Annotated in this window: 13 protein-coding genes; 10 read left to right on the forward strand and 3 right to left on the reverse strand. The window is 74.6% G+C overall.

Annotated features, from left to right (window positions below; all coding sequences use genetic code 11):
* The first annotated feature begins 4 nt into the window (after positions 1-4).
* The gene (locus tag ACZ4TG_RS02300; protein WP_468159775.1) at positions 5-544 is read left to right on the forward strand and encodes an isoprenylcysteine carboxyl methyltransferase family protein; all 540 of its coding nucleotides are present in this window, start codon (positions 5-7) and stop codon (positions 542-544) included.
* Positions 541-1,569, forward strand: coding sequence for an NAD(P)/FAD-dependent oxidoreductase (locus ACZ4TG_RS02305; protein ID WP_468159421.1), 1,029 nt, complete (start codon positions 541-543; stop codon positions 1,567-1,569). The genes ACZ4TG_RS02300 and ACZ4TG_RS02305 overlap by 4 nt, the downstream gene beginning before the upstream one ends.
* Positions 1,570-1,638: 69 nt before the next feature.
* Here the strand turns inward: ACZ4TG_RS02305 and ACZ4TG_RS02310 are convergent, their stop codons facing one another.
* Positions 1,639-2,652 (reverse strand): hypothetical protein, encoded by a 1,014-nt coding sequence (locus tag ACZ4TG_RS02310; RefSeq protein ID WP_468159422.1) that lies wholly within the window; start codon positions 2,650-2,652, stop codon positions 1,639-1,641.
* Positions 2,653-2,835: 183 nt separating this feature from the next.
* Here ACZ4TG_RS02310 and ACZ4TG_RS02315 point away from each other — a divergent pair, with 183 nt between their 5' ends.
* From ACZ4TG_RS02315 to ACZ4TG_RS02335, 5 genes are all read left to right on the forward strand, one after another.
* On the forward strand, positions 2,836-3,153 hold the full coding sequence (locus tag ACZ4TG_RS02315; protein WP_468159423.1) for a hypothetical protein: 318 nt from the start codon (positions 2,836-2,838) through the stop codon (positions 3,151-3,153).
* 89 nt (positions 3,154-3,242) lie between these two features.
* A complete protein-coding gene (locus ACZ4TG_RS02320) occupies positions 3,243-3,434 on the forward strand; it encodes a DUF6381 family protein (RefSeq protein ID WP_468159424.1) in 192 nt (63 codons plus the stop codon).
* Positions 3,435-3,450: 16 nt separating this feature from the next.
* Entirely contained in the window at positions 3,451-3,960 is a 510-nt protein-coding gene (locus tag ACZ4TG_RS02325) for a mycothiol transferase (protein ID WP_468159425.1), read from the forward strand.
* Between the two features lie 157 nt (positions 3,961-4,117).
* Positions 4,118-5,773, forward strand: coding sequence for a carboxylesterase/lipase family protein (locus tag ACZ4TG_RS02330; protein ID WP_468159426.1), 1,656 nt, complete (start codon positions 4,118-4,120; stop codon positions 5,771-5,773).
* A 110-nt stretch (positions 5,774-5,883) separates the two neighbouring features.
* Positions 5,884-7,038, forward strand: a complete 1,155-nt coding sequence (locus ACZ4TG_RS02335; protein WP_468159427.1) for a serine hydrolase domain-containing protein — start codon at positions 5,884-5,886, stop codon at positions 7,036-7,038.
* A 36-nt stretch (positions 7,039-7,074) separates the two neighbouring features.
* Here the strand turns inward: ACZ4TG_RS02335 and ACZ4TG_RS02340 are convergent, their stop codons facing one another.
* Positions 7,075-8,409 carry a M64 family metallopeptidase gene (locus tag ACZ4TG_RS02340; RefSeq protein ID WP_468159428.1) on the reverse strand — a complete coding sequence of 445 codons (1,335 nt, stop codon included), beginning with the start codon at positions 8,407-8,409 and terminating at the stop codon, positions 7,075-7,077.
* Between the two features lie 132 nt (positions 8,410-8,541).
* Here ACZ4TG_RS02340 and ACZ4TG_RS02345 point away from each other — a divergent pair, with 132 nt between their 5' ends.
* The 3 genes from ACZ4TG_RS02345 to ACZ4TG_RS02355 all read left to right on the forward strand — a co-directional run bounded on the left by ACZ4TG_RS02345 (position 8,542) and on the right by ACZ4TG_RS02355 (position 12,132).
* Positions 8,542-9,891 (forward strand): helix-turn-helix domain-containing protein, encoded by a 1,350-nt coding sequence (locus ACZ4TG_RS02345; RefSeq protein ID WP_468159429.1) that lies wholly within the window; start codon positions 8,542-8,544, stop codon positions 9,889-9,891.
* Positions 9,892-10,012: 121 nt separating this feature from the next.
* Positions 10,013-10,645: a TetR/AcrR family transcriptional regulator gene (locus ACZ4TG_RS02350; RefSeq protein WP_468159430.1), complete on the forward strand. Its 633-nt coding sequence runs from the start codon at positions 10,013-10,015 to the stop codon at positions 10,643-10,645.
* On the forward strand, positions 10,642-12,132 hold the full coding sequence (locus tag ACZ4TG_RS02355) for an MFS transporter (protein WP_468159431.1): 1,491 nt from the start codon (positions 10,642-10,644) through the stop codon (positions 12,130-12,132). Before ACZ4TG_RS02350 ends, ACZ4TG_RS02355 begins: the two co-directional genes overlap by 4 nt.
* A gap of 90 nt (positions 12,133-12,222) precedes the next feature.
* On the opposite strand, the gene ACZ4TG_RS02360 is transcribed toward ACZ4TG_RS02355, so the two are convergent.
* Positions 12,223-15,414 (reverse strand): TIM-barrel domain-containing protein, encoded by a 3,192-nt coding sequence (locus ACZ4TG_RS02360; protein ID WP_468159432.1) that lies wholly within the window; start codon positions 15,412-15,414, stop codon positions 12,223-12,225.
* Between the last annotated feature and the right edge of the window lie 425 nt (positions 15,415-15,839).

A 15,839-nucleotide genomic window follows, 5' to 3' on the forward strand; every position in this document is an offset into this window, starting at 1 on the left:
GTCGATGAACCTGTACCTGCTGATCCTCGGGCTGGTCGCCGCCGAGCGCCTGGCCGAGCTCGCCGTGGCCCGTAGCAACGCCACCTGGAGCCTGGCCATGGGCGGCCGGGAGTACGGCCGCGGCCACTACCCGTTCATGGTCGCCCTGCACGCCGCCCTCCTCGCGGGGTGCGCGGTGGAACCCTGGGCGGCGGACCGGCCGTTCCTGCCCGCCCTGGGCTGGACGGCGCTCGCGCTGGCCGTCGCCGCGCAGTGTCTGCGCTGGTGGTGCATCGCCGCGCTCGGGCCGCGCTGGAACACCCGGGTGATCGTCGTGCCCGCCCTGCCGCTGGTGGCCGCGGGGCCCTACCGGCTCCTGCGCCACCCGAACTACGCGGCCGTGGTGGTGGAGGGCCTCGCCCTGCCGCTGGTGCACTCGGCCTGGGTGACCGCGGCCGCCTTCACGGTGCTGAACGCGCTGCTGCTGCGGGTGCGGATCCGCTGTGAGAACACGGCGCTCACCCAGGCCCGTACGACGACCCGGCTCGTGGGTTCCGCGCCGTGATCGACCTGCTGGTGGCGGGTGGCGGCCCGGCCGGGCTGGCGACCGCCATCCACGGGGCGCTCGCCGGGCTGGAGGTGGTGGTGCTGGAGCCCCGCCCCACTCCGATCGACAAGGCCTGCGGCGAGGGGCTGATGCCGGGGGCCGTACGGCGGCTGGAGGAGCTGGGCGTGCCCGTGACGGGCCGTCCGTTCCGCGGGATCCGCTACGTGGACGGCGTGAGCGGACTCCGCGCGGAGGGGCTGTTCCGTACCGGCCCGGGGCGCGGCACCCGGCGTACCGAGCTCCAGGCGGCCCTGGCGGCGCGGGCCGCGGAGCTGGGCGTACGGGTGCTCGCGCGACGGGTGGACGAGGTCCGGCAGGACACGCTCCGGGTCAGAGCGGCGGGGCTGACCGCCCGCTACCTGGTGGCCGCGGACGGCCTCCACTCGCCCGTCCGGCGCGGGCTGGGACTGTCGGCGCCGCCCGCGCGGGGGCGCCCGGCCCGGTACGGGCTGCGGCGGCACTACGCGGTGGAGCCCTGGAGCGACCTGGTCGAGGTGCACTGGTCGGCCCGGTGCGAGGCGTACGTGACCCCGCTGGGGCCCGACCGGATCGGTGTGGCGGTGCTGACCTCGGAGCAGGCGCCCTTCGACGTGCAACTCGCCGGGTTCCCGCTGCTGTCGGCGCGGCTGCCGCAGGCCTCGGCGGGTGCGGCGGTGCGCGGCGCCGGGCCGCTGCGGCAAGGGGCGCGCACCCGGGTGGCCGGGCGGGTGCTGTTCGTCGGGGACGCGGCGGGGTACGTGGACGCGCTCACCGGGGAGGGGCTGACGCTGGCGGTGACGGCCGCGGGGGAACTCGTACGGTGTGTGCTCGCGGGCCGCCCGGCGGAGTACGAGCGGGCCTGGCGGGAGCTGTCGCGCAGCTATCGCGCGCTGACCGGCTCGCTGCTGTGGGCCCGGGGGCGGCCGCGGCTGGCCCGCCGGATCGTGCCCCTGGCGGCCCGGCTGCCCGGGGTGTTCACCCGCGCGGTGAACCTCCTGGCGTAGGCCCTCGGGACGCGCAAGGCGCAACGGCAGGGGCCCCGGCGGTGGTCCGCCGGGGCCCCTGCCCCCGGATCAGGCCCGGTCGGCCTGCCGGGGGCGGTACATCAGCGCCAGACCGGCCAGCACCGCGCCGGCGGCCGCGCAGATCACGGCGGTGACACCCGCCCACGGGTGGGGTCCGCCCAGCGCCCCCTCCAGGGGGTCGAAGAGCGCGATGCCGCCGACCACGTGGAGCACGACGACGGCCAGGGCCGCGACGGCCCCGGTCCGCCACACCGCCGCGGTGTCACGCACCATCAGCAGCGCGCCGAGGCAGAGGCAGAGCGCCGACAGGGCGACGGGCAGGGCTTCGCCGAGGGTGAGGGCCGACAGGGCCGCCAGGTCCCCGGGCAGGTGGAGCACGCCGCACAGGAGCAGCGCGGCGGCCACGGGCCAGCGCAGGATGTGGCGCAGCGCGCCCTCGGCGCGGACCGGGGGCCTGGGCTCCGGCCTGTACACCGGTGGCCGCTCCGGCCGCGGCGCCTGGTGGTGTCCTGCGGGTTCCGCGTGCCGCGCGGGTGCGGCGGGCGCCTCGGCTTGCCCGGCCTCACCGGCCTGGCCGGCCCGGGCGGCCCGTTCGGGGCCGTCGGGGTCGCCGGGGCTGCCGACCCGGTCGGTGTCCAGGAAGCCGGCCAGCAGGGCCACGTCCTCGATGGACCGGCCGACCGCGGCCGCGCGCAGCGTGATGTCGGCCTCGATGTCGCCGTGCGGGGGCTCGCCGAGCAGGGCGACCATCTGCCGGACCTCGTCGACGGGCCGGGACACGGCGGCCGCGCGGAGCGCCTCGTGTCCCGGGTTGGGCTGCCGGCCGGTCTCCTTGAGCAGGCTCACCAGTGCGGTGACCTCCTCGACGGGCCGACAGGTCGCGGCAGTCTCCAGCAGGGTCCGCATGGGCGGGGCGGGCGGCTCGGCGTCGGGGACGGCCGGGAAGGCCGGGGCGGGCGGGGGATGTCCGGGGCCGTCCGACTCGTCGGTGCGGTCCGGGGTGTCGGGGGTCTCTCGGCGGTCTTCCGGGTCGGTCGCCGCGAGGGTGATGGGGTCATTCATGGAAAGCTCCGTTCGCCGACACGCGGGTCTACACATCGCGCGCCGGTCATCGTGCGTCATGGGAAGCGCACGCTTTGTTACATTCAGCGGTACATCGGCGCACTGCGCCATTCGGGGCGGGCAAACGGGGGGCGGGTTCGCCGACGACGATTTCCCGCGCGAGTCGCGGGCAAGCGCTGTGTCATGACCGTCTACGTCGTCACCATTCCCGGCACCCTCCTGACCGAACTGACCCCCGAGGCCCGTACGGAGCTCGTGCGCGCGCTCCGGCCGGCGGATCCGCGCAGCACGGATCTGGGCGTCAAGGAGGATCTGGACATCCTGTCCTTCTACTCGGGCTCGTCCGCCTTCAGCCTCCACCTGGAGGTGGAGGCCGCCACGACCCGGGAGGCCCAGGCCAAGGCCCGGGAACTCGCGGCGGCGGCGCTGAGCGGTGTCGGGCTGACCGAGGAGACCGCACCGCTGGGCGACCCCGCCATCACGGGCATCGCCGCTGATTAGAGCGGTGCCACGGCCTTCGAGATGCGTGCGCACCGGACTGCTGCTTCCCTGGTTGCGCCCGCTCTCCCCCACCGAGCCAAGGAGCGATCATGAGCGTTGCAGGCGAATCCGGCGGCCGGACCCGGCAGTTGCGCGAGAAGGCCAAGGAGATGAACGCGGCGGCCGAGCGGTCCACCGACCCCCAGGAGCGCAAGCGGCTCCAGGACAAGGCCCGCCGGCTCCAGGAGCAGAGCGAGATTGAGGGCCGCATCATGGACGATCCCGGCATGGACCTGCGATAGCCGGCCGGGCCGCGCCGTGAAGGGTACGGAGGTTCTGGCCGACGGGTTCGCCCGGATCCGCGAGGTCGTCCACGAGGTGGTGGAGGGCCTCTCGGCCGAGGAGCTGAACGAACGGGTCGACGCCGCCGCGAACTCCATCACCTGGCTGGTCTGGCACCTGACCCGGGTGCAGGACGACCATGTGGCGGACGCGTCGGGGCAGGAGCAGGTGTGGCGGGCGCAGGACTGGGTGACCCGGTTCGGCCTGCCGCTGCCCGCCGACGCGACCGGGTACGGGCACACCGCCCCGCAGTCCGGGAAGGTGCGCGTGGACTCGGGCGAACTGCTGCTGGGCTACTTCGACGCGGTGCACGAGCAGACGCTGCGGTTCGTGCGCGGCCTCGGAGCCGGGGAGCTCGACCAGGTGGTCGACGAGCGCTGGGACCCCCCGGTCACGCTCGGGGTCCGGCTGGTCAGCGTGCTGGCGGACGACCTCCAGCACGCCGGTCAGGCCGCCTACGTACGCGGGCTGGTGGAGCGGGGTTAGGCCGTCTCTTTCGGATCCTGCCTCGCGCGCGCCGCCCGGAAGGCACCGTCCACCTGATCGGGTGCTCGCGGTCCGGACACGCCGCGCGCGGGGTGGCCCCGCCGCGGCGCTCCCTGCACAGTGGGGGCCGATCATCCACGCAGGAGGGGGCCTCGACGTGCCGGACGGGAACCTCTTCGGGCGGCGTCGGCGGCGGACGCGGACGGCCACGCCGCTGTACGCCCCGGCGCTGCCTGCCCTGCTGCTCCTGGCCGCCCTCGCGGCGGGCCCCGCCACGGCACGGGCCGCCGACGGCCCCGCCGCGGAGGGGCCCGTGGTGAACACCGTCCAGGGGCCCGTACGCGGCCGGGCGCACGGTACGTACGCCACCTTCGACGGCATCCCGTACGCCGCGCCCCCGACCGGACCGCTGCGCTGGCGGCTGCCCGCGCCCGCGCCCACGTGGTCCGGGGTGCGCGACGCGGGGGCGCCGGGCGCGCGCTGCGTGCAGCTGCCGCCGCTCGGTCCCGGCGGGCCGAGCGGCTCGGAGGACTGCCTGTACCTGAACGTCACCGCGCCCGCGGGCCACCCGAAGGGCCGTCCGGACCGGCCGGTGATGGTCTGGTTCCACGGCGGCGGCTTCCAGAACGGCGCCGGGGACCTGTACCGGCCCGATCCGCTGGCGGTGCGCGGCGACGCCGTGGTCGTCACGGTCAACTACCGGGTGGGGGTCTTCGGCCTGTTCGGCCATCCCGCGCTCGGCGGCGCCCCGGACTTCTCCCTCGCCGACCAGCGGGCGGCGCTGCGCTGGGTGCGGGCGAACGCGGGCCGGTTCGGCGGCGACCCGGACAACGTCACCGTGTTCGGGGAGTCGGCCGGAGGCCTCAGCGTCTGCGCCCACCTCACCTCGCCGGGCTCGGCCGGGCTCTTCCACCGGGCGATCGTGCAGAGCGGCTCCTGTTCGACCACCATGCCGCCCGGCGCCCTGCTGCCCTCGCTCGGCCGGTACGAGCCCTTCGTGGCCGAGTCCCGCACGGTCGCGGACGGCCTCGCGGCGGCGGCCGCGCTCGGCTGCCCCGGCCGGTCCCCCGCGGTGCTGGAGTGCCTGCGCGGCCTGGATGCGGGCCGGCTGGCCACGCCCGAACTGATGGGGCGGTTCTCCTCGGTCGCGTACGGCAACGCCGTGCTGCCGCTCGCGCCGGACCGCGCCCTGGCGGAGGGCAGGTTCGCCCGCGTGCCGGTGATGCAGGGCACCACCCGGGACGAATCCCGGCTGTTCCTGGCCCAGACCCTCGCGGTCTACCCGCTGGGTGACGCCCGGGCCTACCGGGAGCGGCTGCGGACCTCCTTCGGCGCTTCGGCCGCGGCCGTGGAGGCGGCCTACCCGGTGACGGGATATCCGACGCCCGCGACCGCCTTCGCCGCCGTGCTGTCCGACGCCTCGTTCATCTGCCCGACGCTGCGGGACAGCCGGGCGCTGGCCCGGCACGTGCCGACGTACGGCTACCGGTTCAGCGACCGGAGCGCGCCCAACTACGCGGGGCTGCCGGAGGTGGCGGACCTCCCGTACGGCGCCTCGCACGGCTTCGAGCTGTCCTACCTGTTCGCGGCGAACCGACTGGACCCCGGCCAGCGGGCGCTGGCGGACCGGATGGCCGGCTACTGGACGCGCTTCGCCCGCACGGGCACGCCGAACGGTCCGGGAGCCCCTCGGTGGCCGCGGTTCGGGGCCCCTGATCCGGTGCTGTCGCTGGCTCCGGGGGCCGGCGGCATCCGGCCGGTGGACGTGGGGGCCGAACACCACTGCGCCTTGTGGGAGGCACAGCGCCCTTGAGGGGGACGAAAGCCCGGGGGCGCCTGACCGATGATTCCCGCCCGCCCGGGGAGTCTGGATTGCGGTGGGCCGCTCCGGTCCGCCGGCAACATCGGGAGAGGTGGAGTCTCATGAGCGGCCTGCACGAGGTCCTGGAACCGCACGTCCGCAGCGGATCCCTGCCGGGGGCGGTGGCCCTGGTGGCCCGGGGGGACCGGGTCGAGGTGGCCGCGGTGGGCACCGCCGAGTCGGGCGGGTCCACGCCCATGGCCCGGGACTCGATCTTCCGCATCGCCTCGCTGACCAAGCCGGTGACGGCCGCCGCGGTGATGATGCTGATCGAGGAGGGGCGGCTCGGCCTGGCGGAACCGGTCCGGGAGTGGCTGCCCGAGCTGGCCTCGCCCGTGGTCGTGCGCACCCCGTCGAGCCCGGTGGACGACGTGGTGCCGGCCGCGCGGCCGATCACGGTCGAGGACCTGCTCACGTTCCGGGCCGGCTACGGGTTCCCGTCGGACTTCACGCTGCCCGCCGTCGGGCTGCTCTTCAGCGAGCTGCGGCAGGGGCCTCCGCAGCCGCAGCTGATCGCGGACCCGGATGCCTGGATGAAGACCCTGTCCCGGATCCCGCTGCTGCACCAGCCGGGTGAGGCCTGGCTGTACAACACGTGCTCCGACATCCTGGGCGTGCTGATCGCCCGGGCGTCGGGACGGCCGCTGCCGGAGTTCCTGGCGGAGCGGATCTTCGAGCCGCTGGGGATGGCCGACACCGGTTTCGCGGTACCGCGTGCGGACCTGGACCGGTTCACCGGCTGCTACCGGACGGATCCGGCAGGCGGCGACCTCACCCTGGTCGACGCACGCGACGGGCAGTGGAGCCGGATGCCGGCCTTCCCCTCGGGGGCCGGCGGGCTGGTGTCGACCGCGGACGACTGGTGCGCCTTCGGCCGGATGCTGCTCGCGGACGGGACCGGCCCCGACGGGCGGGCGCTGCTGTCCCCGGCGTCGGTGCGGGAGATGACCACCGACTGGCTGACCCCGCGACAGCGCGCGGACGGCGCGCTGTTCCTGGAGGGGCAGGGCTGGGGGTTCGGCGGTTCGGTGGACGTCGAGGCCGTGGACCCGTGGAACGTTCCGGGCCGTTACGGCTGGGTGGGCGGCACCGGGACCGCGGCGCACATCGTGCCCGCGACCGGGGCCGTCACGGTGCTGCTGACCCAGGTCGAGATGAGCGGACCGACCCCGCCCGCCCTGATGCGCGCGTTCTGGCGCTACGCGGACGGGGTCTGAGGCAGGGCCGGAAGCGGACGGCCCCGCTCAGCGGCGTCAGCGGCGGACGTTCCAGCCGACCGTGCTGTGCAGGGTCCGGGCGATCTTCGGGTCGCGGACCGACGGGGTGCGGTCCTCGGCCGTGACGGAGAGCTTGTGCGTCCGCCCGTCGTGCAGGAACAGTTCCTGCACGCGTACCTCGGTCCGCCCCTCGAACCGTTTCAGCTCCCTGCCGTCCAGGTACCAGCGCACCGCGAACTGGCGGCCGTCCAGCCCCGCCAGCCGGGGTACCGAGGCCCTTGCGGTATCGCGCGGCCGCAGGGTGCGCCCGGTGGGGGTGAGGGGGGTGACGGTGTTCGCGTGGCGGTGGAATCCGGCGATCATCGACTCGACGCCGGGCAGGCTGAAGGGTTTGCCCAGCACCCGCATGATCGAGTTGTCGGTGGGCCGGTAGAGCCCGGTGACGTAGTACCCGCCGCCCTCGTACGCACCGACCTTGCCGCCGTCGGGGGACTCCGCGCCGAGCCAGCGGTACCACTTGGTCCGGGTGCGGGCCATCCGGTCGGCGGTCAGCGTGGAGCTGTTGGAGTCCGCGGGCTCGGGGCCGGTGTACTTCTCGTAGTCCGGGGAGCCGGGGTAGAAGTACTCGTCGGCGAGCTTGCCGAGCGAGTGTCCGGTCTCGTGGATGGCGACCTGGCCGGACTTCGCGTTGCCGGCGGAGGCGGTCGAGATGCCCTCGTAGCCGAGGGTGGCGCTGGGCTCGTTGTAGCCGGCGCCGCCGTACTTGGAGCTGTTGGCGAGCACGATCACCAGGTCGGCGGCCGGCGCCTTCGCCACGTACGCGTCCACCTTGGGCTGGTCTATGCAGAGCAGCCGTTCGATGTCCTCGCACCAGAAGTACGAGCCGAGGGCGGTGTCGCGGACGGTGGCGGGGTCGGGGTCGCCGGACACCCCGGATTCGCGGGAGACGGCGTCGACGGTCCAGACGTTGAAGAGGTTGCGGTACGTCGCGTAGGGCTCGACGGCGGCGACCTCGGCCCATTTCTGCCGGGCGTCCGAATGGAACCGGTCCAGTTCGGCCGCCGTGTAGCCGTCGCCGATGACGACCACGTCGAGGCGGTCGGCGGTCGGGCCGTTGTCGATCACCTTGGTGACCTCGCCGTCGGCCTCCCGCTCGGCGGCGGAGAGCCGGGGCGCGTCCTTGGCCCGGCCCGCGGCCGGTACCCGGGTGTGGCCCGATCCGGCGGCCTGGCCCTGCTCGGGGCCCGGGATCTCGACCTCGACCCCGGTCCCGTGGGGCGCGGGTGCGGCGGCGGCGCCCGCGGGCATAGCGGCGAAGAGCACGGCGGCGGCCCCGGCCGCGGCGACGGCCAGGCGGATGGGTGAGTTCAAAGAATCCCCCTCGGAGTTAAGTGCGTAGATAAGCTGGCTTAATCAGGTGCTTAAATTAGGGGTGCGCGGGGAGCCTGCGCAATGGCCATCTCCCGCTGAATACTGGGGAGTTCAACGGAGCAGGGGGACCATATGGACGAACCGGCCGAGATCGGCCGCCGGGTTCAGCGGCTGCGCATCGAACGCGCGCTGACACAAAGGCAGTTGGCCGAACCCTCCTACACCCCGGCATACATCTCCACCCTGGAGTCGGGCCGGGTCCGCCCCTCCGAGACCGCCCTGCGCCACCTCGCCCGGCGGCTCGGCACCTCGTACGAGGAGCTGGCCACCGGCCGGCCGCCGCACCTGGCCACCGAGCTGCGGCTGGCGCTGACCGACGCCCAGCGGGCCCTGGCCACCGGGGCCGCCGACGAGGCCGCCGTCCGCTTCCGGCGGCTGCTCACCGACGCCGAGCACCTCGGCCTCGCGCCGGAGCGGGCCGAGGCGCTGCTCGGGCTCGGCGACTGCGCCCTGGAGTCGGGCGAACTGACCACCGCGATACGCCACTTCGAGGCGGCCGAACAGCTCCTCGCGGACGAGCCGCTCCCCCGCCGGGCCCGGCCGATCCGCGGCCGGGCCGTCGCCCACCTGCTCGCGGGCGAGCTGCGGTACGCGTGCTACCTCCTGGAATCGACGATCGACGAGCTGAACGCCGGCGGACTGGGCGACCCGGAGGCGCTGGTGCTGCTGTACGCGGCGGCGATCGGCCCGTACATCGACATGGGCGCCCACGCCCGGGCCGCCCGCGCCGCCGAACTCGCCCTCGCACTGGCCCCACAGGTCCAGGACCCGGCCCTGGTGGCGGGCATGCACCGGCAGGTCGCCCGGACCTTCCTCGCCGAGGGGCGGGTGGCGGACGCCGACGCCTCCCTCGCCAAGGCCCAGGCGATCTACCGGCAGCTGCGGCTGCGCACGGATCTGGCGCACTGCCACTGGATGCGGGGCTACGTACAGGCCCAGAACGGCGATCTCGCCTCGGCCGAAGCCGAGTTGCGCACGGCCCGCGAGATGCTGTCGGCCAAGCGCGCCACCCTGTACACGGCCCAGGTCGAGGTGGAACTGGCCGACGTGCTGCGCCGGCTCGGCCGGTACGAGGAGGCGACCGAACTCCTGTCGGCGCTGCTGGAACTGGGCGACAGCCACGGAGCGGTGCACGCGGGCGGCGCGCACCGGCTGCTCGGGCTGATCTCGGAGGAGCGCGGGGGGACCGAGGCCGCGGAGGAGCACTACGTACTGGCGCTGGCCCTGCTGGAACGCAGCGGGGCGACCGGGGACCTGGCCGACCTGTGCCGGCTGCTGGGCGACCTGCTGCGGCGCGCGGGCCGGATCGAGGCGGCCCTGGACGCGTACCGGACGGGCCTCGGGCACCGCGCCTCGCCGGGCACCACCACCCTGGGGCCGGCGCCGAGCGGCCTGTCCACCGCTCCCCCGCAGGCCAGGTGACCGGCGGCCCGGATCCACGGCGGGCCCGACGCGATCATGCCGCAGACCTGCGAGGACCCTGCGGAGCAGCTCCCGGCCCGCGGAATAGACAGTGTCTATGCCCGGCTGGTAGACACTGTCTATGGAACAGGAGAGTCCGCTCCGGGAGCGGCTGATCGACGTCGGTGTGGACCTCGTGATGTCGGAGGGCACCGGCTCACTGGGGCTCCGGGAGATCGCCCGGCGCGCCGGGGTCTCGCACGGGGCGCCGCGCCGGTACTTCCCCACCCACCACGCCCTGCTGTCGGCGATCGCCCGGCGCGGGTTCGCCGACCTCGCCATCCGCTTCGCCCAGGCCATGGCCGAGGCCGGAGCCGGAGCCGCCGAGGCCGCGTCGCGCGCACAGGTGACGGCCCTCGCGCGGGCCTACGTCGGCTACGCGCTGGAGCACCGGGGCATGTTCGAGCTGATGTTCCGGCACGACCTGCTGGACGGGGACCGGCAGGACCCCGCCCCCGCCGGGCCCCGGCTGCGGGAGTCCACCCTGCCGCTGTTCGAGCTGCTGGTCGCCCTGGTGGCGCGCTGCCGGACCGGCGACGAGGAGATCCCGGCGCCGGCCGTGACCGCCGCCGCGCTCTGGGCCAACCTGCACGGGATCGCCCAGCTGTGGTCCTGGGACAGCCTCCCGCTCGTTCAGGGCGGGCCCGATCCGGCGCGGCTCGACCAGCTCGTCGATGCCGCCCTGGACGCCCACCTCGGGAGGGACGGCCGATGAGGCACCGGATCGCACTCCTCGTCAGCGTGGCCGGGGCGATGCTCGTGGCCCTGGACGGGACCGTGCTGCTCGTCGCGCAGCCGAGCCTGCGCCGCGACCTCGGGGCGAGTGTGGCGGAGGTCCAGTGGACCAGCACCGCCTATCTGCTCGCCGTAGCCGCCTTCCTGGTCATCGCCGGGCGCCTGGGCGACCGGTACGGGCATCCGCGGATGCTGATGGTCGGGGTGCTCGGCTTCGCCGCGGCCTCGGCGGGGATCGCGCTCGCGCCCGGCGTCGGCTGGGTGATCGCACTGCGCGCCCTCCAGGGGGTGTTCGGGGCGCTGCTCCAGCCCTCGACGCTGGCGTTGCTGCGGCTCGCGTACCCGGCCGAACGGCTGGCGACGCCGGTCGCGATCCGGACCAGCGCGATCGGGGTGGCCGCTGCGGCGGGACCGCTGATCGGGGGCGTGCTGGTCGCACAGCTGGGCTGGCGGTCGGTGTTCGTGATGAACGTGCCCGTCGCCGTCGTGATCGCCGCTCTGATCCTGGCGCTGCGGATGCCCGCGCCGGAACGGGCCGGGCAGGACGGGCGGCTGGAGGTGGGCGGCGCCGCCCTGCTGGCCGCCGGGCTGGCGGTACTCGTGCACGCGCTGGCCGGCGTACCGGACCACGGGTGGCTCTCGCTGCCGACCTTGGCGGGGCTCGGGGGCGCCGCGGTCCTCGCGGGGCTGCTGGTGCGGCGCGAACGGCGTTCGGCGCAGCCGCTGGTGCCGGCCGCCGTGGCCCGGTCGAAGCCGGTGACGGCTTCGATGGCGCTGCTGCTGGTGGTCTCGGGCGGCATGTTCGGGGCGCTGTTCGTGGCCACCTTCCTCCTCCAGGACGTGGAGGGGCTCGATCCGCTCGCCTCCGGGCTGCGGGTGCTGCCCCTGACCGCGCTGATGGTCGCCGGGGCGCCGGTGGCCGGGATGGCGCTGCGGCGGTTCGGGGCCCGGTGGACGGCGCTCACCGGGACGGGGCTCGTGGTGGCCGGCATCGCGGGCCTCGGCCTGGGCGGAGCCCCGGGCGGGATCGGCTTCGGAGTGCTGGGCGCGGGGTTCGCGGCGGTGATGGTCACCGCGACGGGGACGGTGGTCGGTGACGCCCCGGCGGGGTACGCGGGGGTGGTCGGCGGCCTCAAGCAGACGGCCATGAACATCGGCCCGACGCTCGGCATCGCCATCGCGGCCGGCGGTGCGGCGGGCGGTGCGGGCAGTTCCCCCGGCCGTGGCGCGCTGGCGGCCATGGCGGCGCTGGCCGCGCTCGGTCTGCTGCCGGCGTCGGTGCTGCCCGGCCGTGCGGCCGCGAAGGGCCTGGCGGCCGAAGAGCCGGGCCGGGGCACGTCGGAGGCGGACGGTCACCCCCTGGGGAAGGGGCGGCAGGACGGGGACGCGGGCCGGGCCCACTGGCCCGTCGAGGGCGGGGACCCGCCGGGCGGCCGGCGGGGTCACGACGGCGTGGCCGAGGCGTAGGAGCGGATGCGGGCCGCCCTCCCCGGCGGGACCGGGGAGGGCGGCGGCTGTCGGAAGCTCTGGGCGCCACGGCGCCACGGCGTCACGGCGTCACGGCGTCAGGGTCCAGCGCTGGGCGGGGGTGCCGGTGCAGGCGGCGCGGGTGAGCCGGGTGCCGTTGGCGGTGGCCGACCCCTCGGGGGTGAGGCATTGGCCCGCCGTACGGAGGCTGCCGTCCGGGCCCGGCTGCCAGGTCTGGGCGGCGCCTCCGTCACAGGTCCGGACCGTGACGCGGGAGGCGACCGCGGCGTCGAGGCAGACCCCCGCGAGGCCGGTGAGGCGGCCGTCGGGCTGGAGGGTCCAGCGCTGGTTGGGGCCTGCGTGGCAGGTGTACAGGGTGGGTTCGGTGCCCGGGGTGGTGGCGCTGTGCGGCAGGTCGAGGCAGCTCGCGGAGGCCCCGTTGACGAGGGTGGCGTCGGCGGGGAGCGGTGCGGCGCGGCCGGTCAGGGTGATTTCGGCCGCGCTGGTCCAGGGGCCGCGGCCGCCCGCCTCGGTCAGGGCCTTCACCTTGAGGTAGCGGCCGGTCCTGGCGGGCAGGGCGATCTTCTGGGCCGCCGCGGTGTCGGCGAGGGTGCCGGTGGCCGCCGGGGAGCCCCAGTCGGTGGTGGTGTCGGACACGTAGACCTCGTAGCCGCCGATCCGGCCGTTGACGCCGCCGTCCTGGCGGGGCAGGTAGCCGAGGCCGTCGACGGTGTAGCGGGCGCCGAGGTCGATCTGGATCTCGTGCGGGAGCTGCGCCGGGGTGCCCGACGACCAGGCGGTGTGCCACATCGTGGCCGGGCTGCCGTCGAAGGCGCCCCGGGCGGCGCCGTTCTCGGCGCCGGTCTCCTGGCTGTCGGCGGAGACCAGGGACCAGGCCGACTGGGAGATGGGGGCCGAACCGGCCGGAATGGCGTCGGCGGCGGGGATGCCGGCTCCGGCGGCCGAGACGCTGAAGGCGCCCGATTTTGTACCGGTCTTCACCCAGAGGACCCCGGACCGGTCGGCCGGGTCGAAGAACCAGCCGGTGGTGGCGGAGTCGTACGCACCCTTCGTGGTGAGCCGGGGCAGGGCGGCCGCGTCCACCGTGACGGCCGTGGGGGCGGAGGCCACGTGCAGGGTCAACTCGTAGCCGCGCGAGGTGGGCTTGCCCGCGTAGCTGCCGGTGGGGGCACCGACGTTGACGGTGACCGTACCCGTGCCGGCGGTGGGGGCGGTGACGTCGACCTGCTGGCGGGCGAAGGCCCCGGACCGGTAGGCGCGGGTGCGGCCGTCGTCCTCGTAGAGACTGAAGGAGGAGTTGCCGCGCGGGTGGATCTCGTACGTGAGGGTGGAGACGGGCTTCTCCCCCGTGTAGTTCATCTGCGGCCACATCGGGACGATGGAACCGCCCTTGACGAACAGCGGCAGGGTGTCGAGCGGGGCCTGGTGGTTGTTGAGCCAGCCCGGACCCGCGAAGGTCCTGCCGGTCCAGTAGTCCGTCCAGGTCCCGGCGGGCAGGTAGATCCCGTCGCGGACGGTGGTGTCGGAGACGACGGGTGCGACGAGGAAGGAGTCGCCCGCCATGAACTGGCCGCTGGTGAGGTTGCCCCGGGCCACCGGGTCGTCGGGGTGGTCGAGGACCATGGCGCGGGTGCTGGGGACGCCGGTCTCGTTGGCGACGCGGCTCATGGTGTACAGGTAGGGCATCAGCCGCATCTTGAGCTGGAGGTACTTGCGGTTGATCGACAGGTACGGCTCGGCGAAGCGCCAGGGCTGCTTGTCCTGGTAGCCGGCCTGCGGGCCGGTGGCGCCCCAGCCGGACATGGTCATGAAGGCGGGGGTGAAGGCCTTCCACTGGAGGTCCCGGGCGTAGGTCTTGGGGCTGCCGCCGAAGATGCCGTCGATGTCGCCGGAGGCGTAGTTGAGCCCGGAGAGGCCCGCGCCGGCGATGGCCGGGACGTGCCAGCGCATGTCGTCCCAGGTGCCGTTGGTGTCGCCGGTCCAGACGACGGCGTTGCGCTGGGTGCCGGCCCAGCCGTCGACGGTCCAGACGTAGCGGCGGGCGTCGGAGTTCTGCTCGATGCCGTCGACGGCCTGCTGGACTCCCTTGAAGGCCGTCTTGTAGCCGCCGCCGATCCAGGCGACGTCGGTCTTCACACCGCGGCTGCCGGCCTGGCCCACCTCGTCGGCGATGCCGCCGAGGCCGGTGGAGGTCCACAGGCCGGTCTGGAAGCCCTTGGCCTTGAGGGCGTCGACGGTGGACTTGAGGGGTGCGGTGTAGCCGCAGCCGTAGCCGTCGTTGGGCAGGAACCAGCCGGAGGGCATGTCGGCGGCGCGGGCGTCGGCCGCGTAGCCGACCACGTCGGGGGTGGTCTGGTGGCGCAGGCGGTCGTGGTCGCCCTGGTAGTCGGGGTTGGAGGCGTTGAAGCAGTCGGCGTTGCCGAGCTCGAAGCCCCACATCGGAGCCATGAAGGGCTTGCCGCTGACGTCGGTGTAGGCGTCGAGGACGGTCTTGAGGGAGTCCCCGGTGAAGTACCAGGCGTCGAACCGGTTCTCGTCGTGGGTGAGGGTGGTGGGCGCGTTGAATCCGTAGGAGCCGGGGGCCCAGGTGTTGCGCATGACGCCGTAGTTGTTGGTGGACATGTAGAAGGGGGCCGGGCTCGCGTTGTTGTTCTCGCGCCACTTGTTGTCGACGGCGACCGGGACGGTCTTGCCGCGCAGGGCCCACTCGCCGAGGCGCAGACCGGTGCCGTAGAACTGCTCGTCGGCGCCCCGGGCCAGGTACTGGGTGGTCCGGCCGCCCGTCCAGGAGGTCGGCTGGGTCTCCTGCCAGACGGGGGTGGAGTTGTCGGCGCGGTACACGGAGAACTTCAGGGGTGACTTGTTGACCCGGATGGAGAGGGAGCCGGTGGTGATCCGGTAGTACGTACCCGCGTCCGAGTAGGCGGTGTTCACCGAGCCGAAGTCGGTGGTGGGCGCGAGGTCGGAGCCGGCCGGATCGTTGGTGAAGGCGCCGTCCGGGGAGAGCCAGAGCCGGAAGATGTCGGCGCGGGCGACGACCACGCGGGCCTTGGCCCCGCTGGACGCGGTGACGGTGAAGGTGTTCCCGGACCGGCTGAAGCCGGTGACGTCGCCTGCGGTGGCGGTGGCCCCGGAGGGCGCCGCGGCGGCCGGTGAGGCGATGGGCCCGGCGGCGGCCAGTCCCGCGACCGCGAGGGCGGCGGCGAGCAGTGCCGCCGTGCACCGTCGCCGTGGGCTCCTGCTGAAGCGTGTCAGTGTCATGGGGCAGCTCCTCGTGCGGTCCGGATCGCGGACACACCGACTTGGCATGCTCCCGGCAAGATAGCGGGATCCGAGCTCTCTTTGAAGGAAGTTGCTCGAAGTCGCCTGACATCAAGCATGTTTGAGCATGCGTCAGGTGTCGTCTCGACTGCCGCCGCAGTCGGCGCGGGCCGCACGGACCGGCCGTTGACGCTCCTGTGGACCGTCAAGCCTGTCGGCGGGGTCCGCAGGATGCGTTGGTGGCGGGGTTTGACGAGGTCGAGGCGACGTTCTGGGGCGAGGGGCTGTATGGGGTTCGGCCACCGTTGACCGAGGCGGTCGTCGAGGACGCCGAGCGTCAGCTCGGTGTCCGGGCGTAGCCGTCGACCGCCGGCGCAACGCGGCGAAGTCGGCCTGCGTGGCCTCGACGCCCGCGTGCGGCCGTC

The sequence above is a fragment of the Streptomyces sp. NPDC028314 genome, assembly GCF_055565795.1.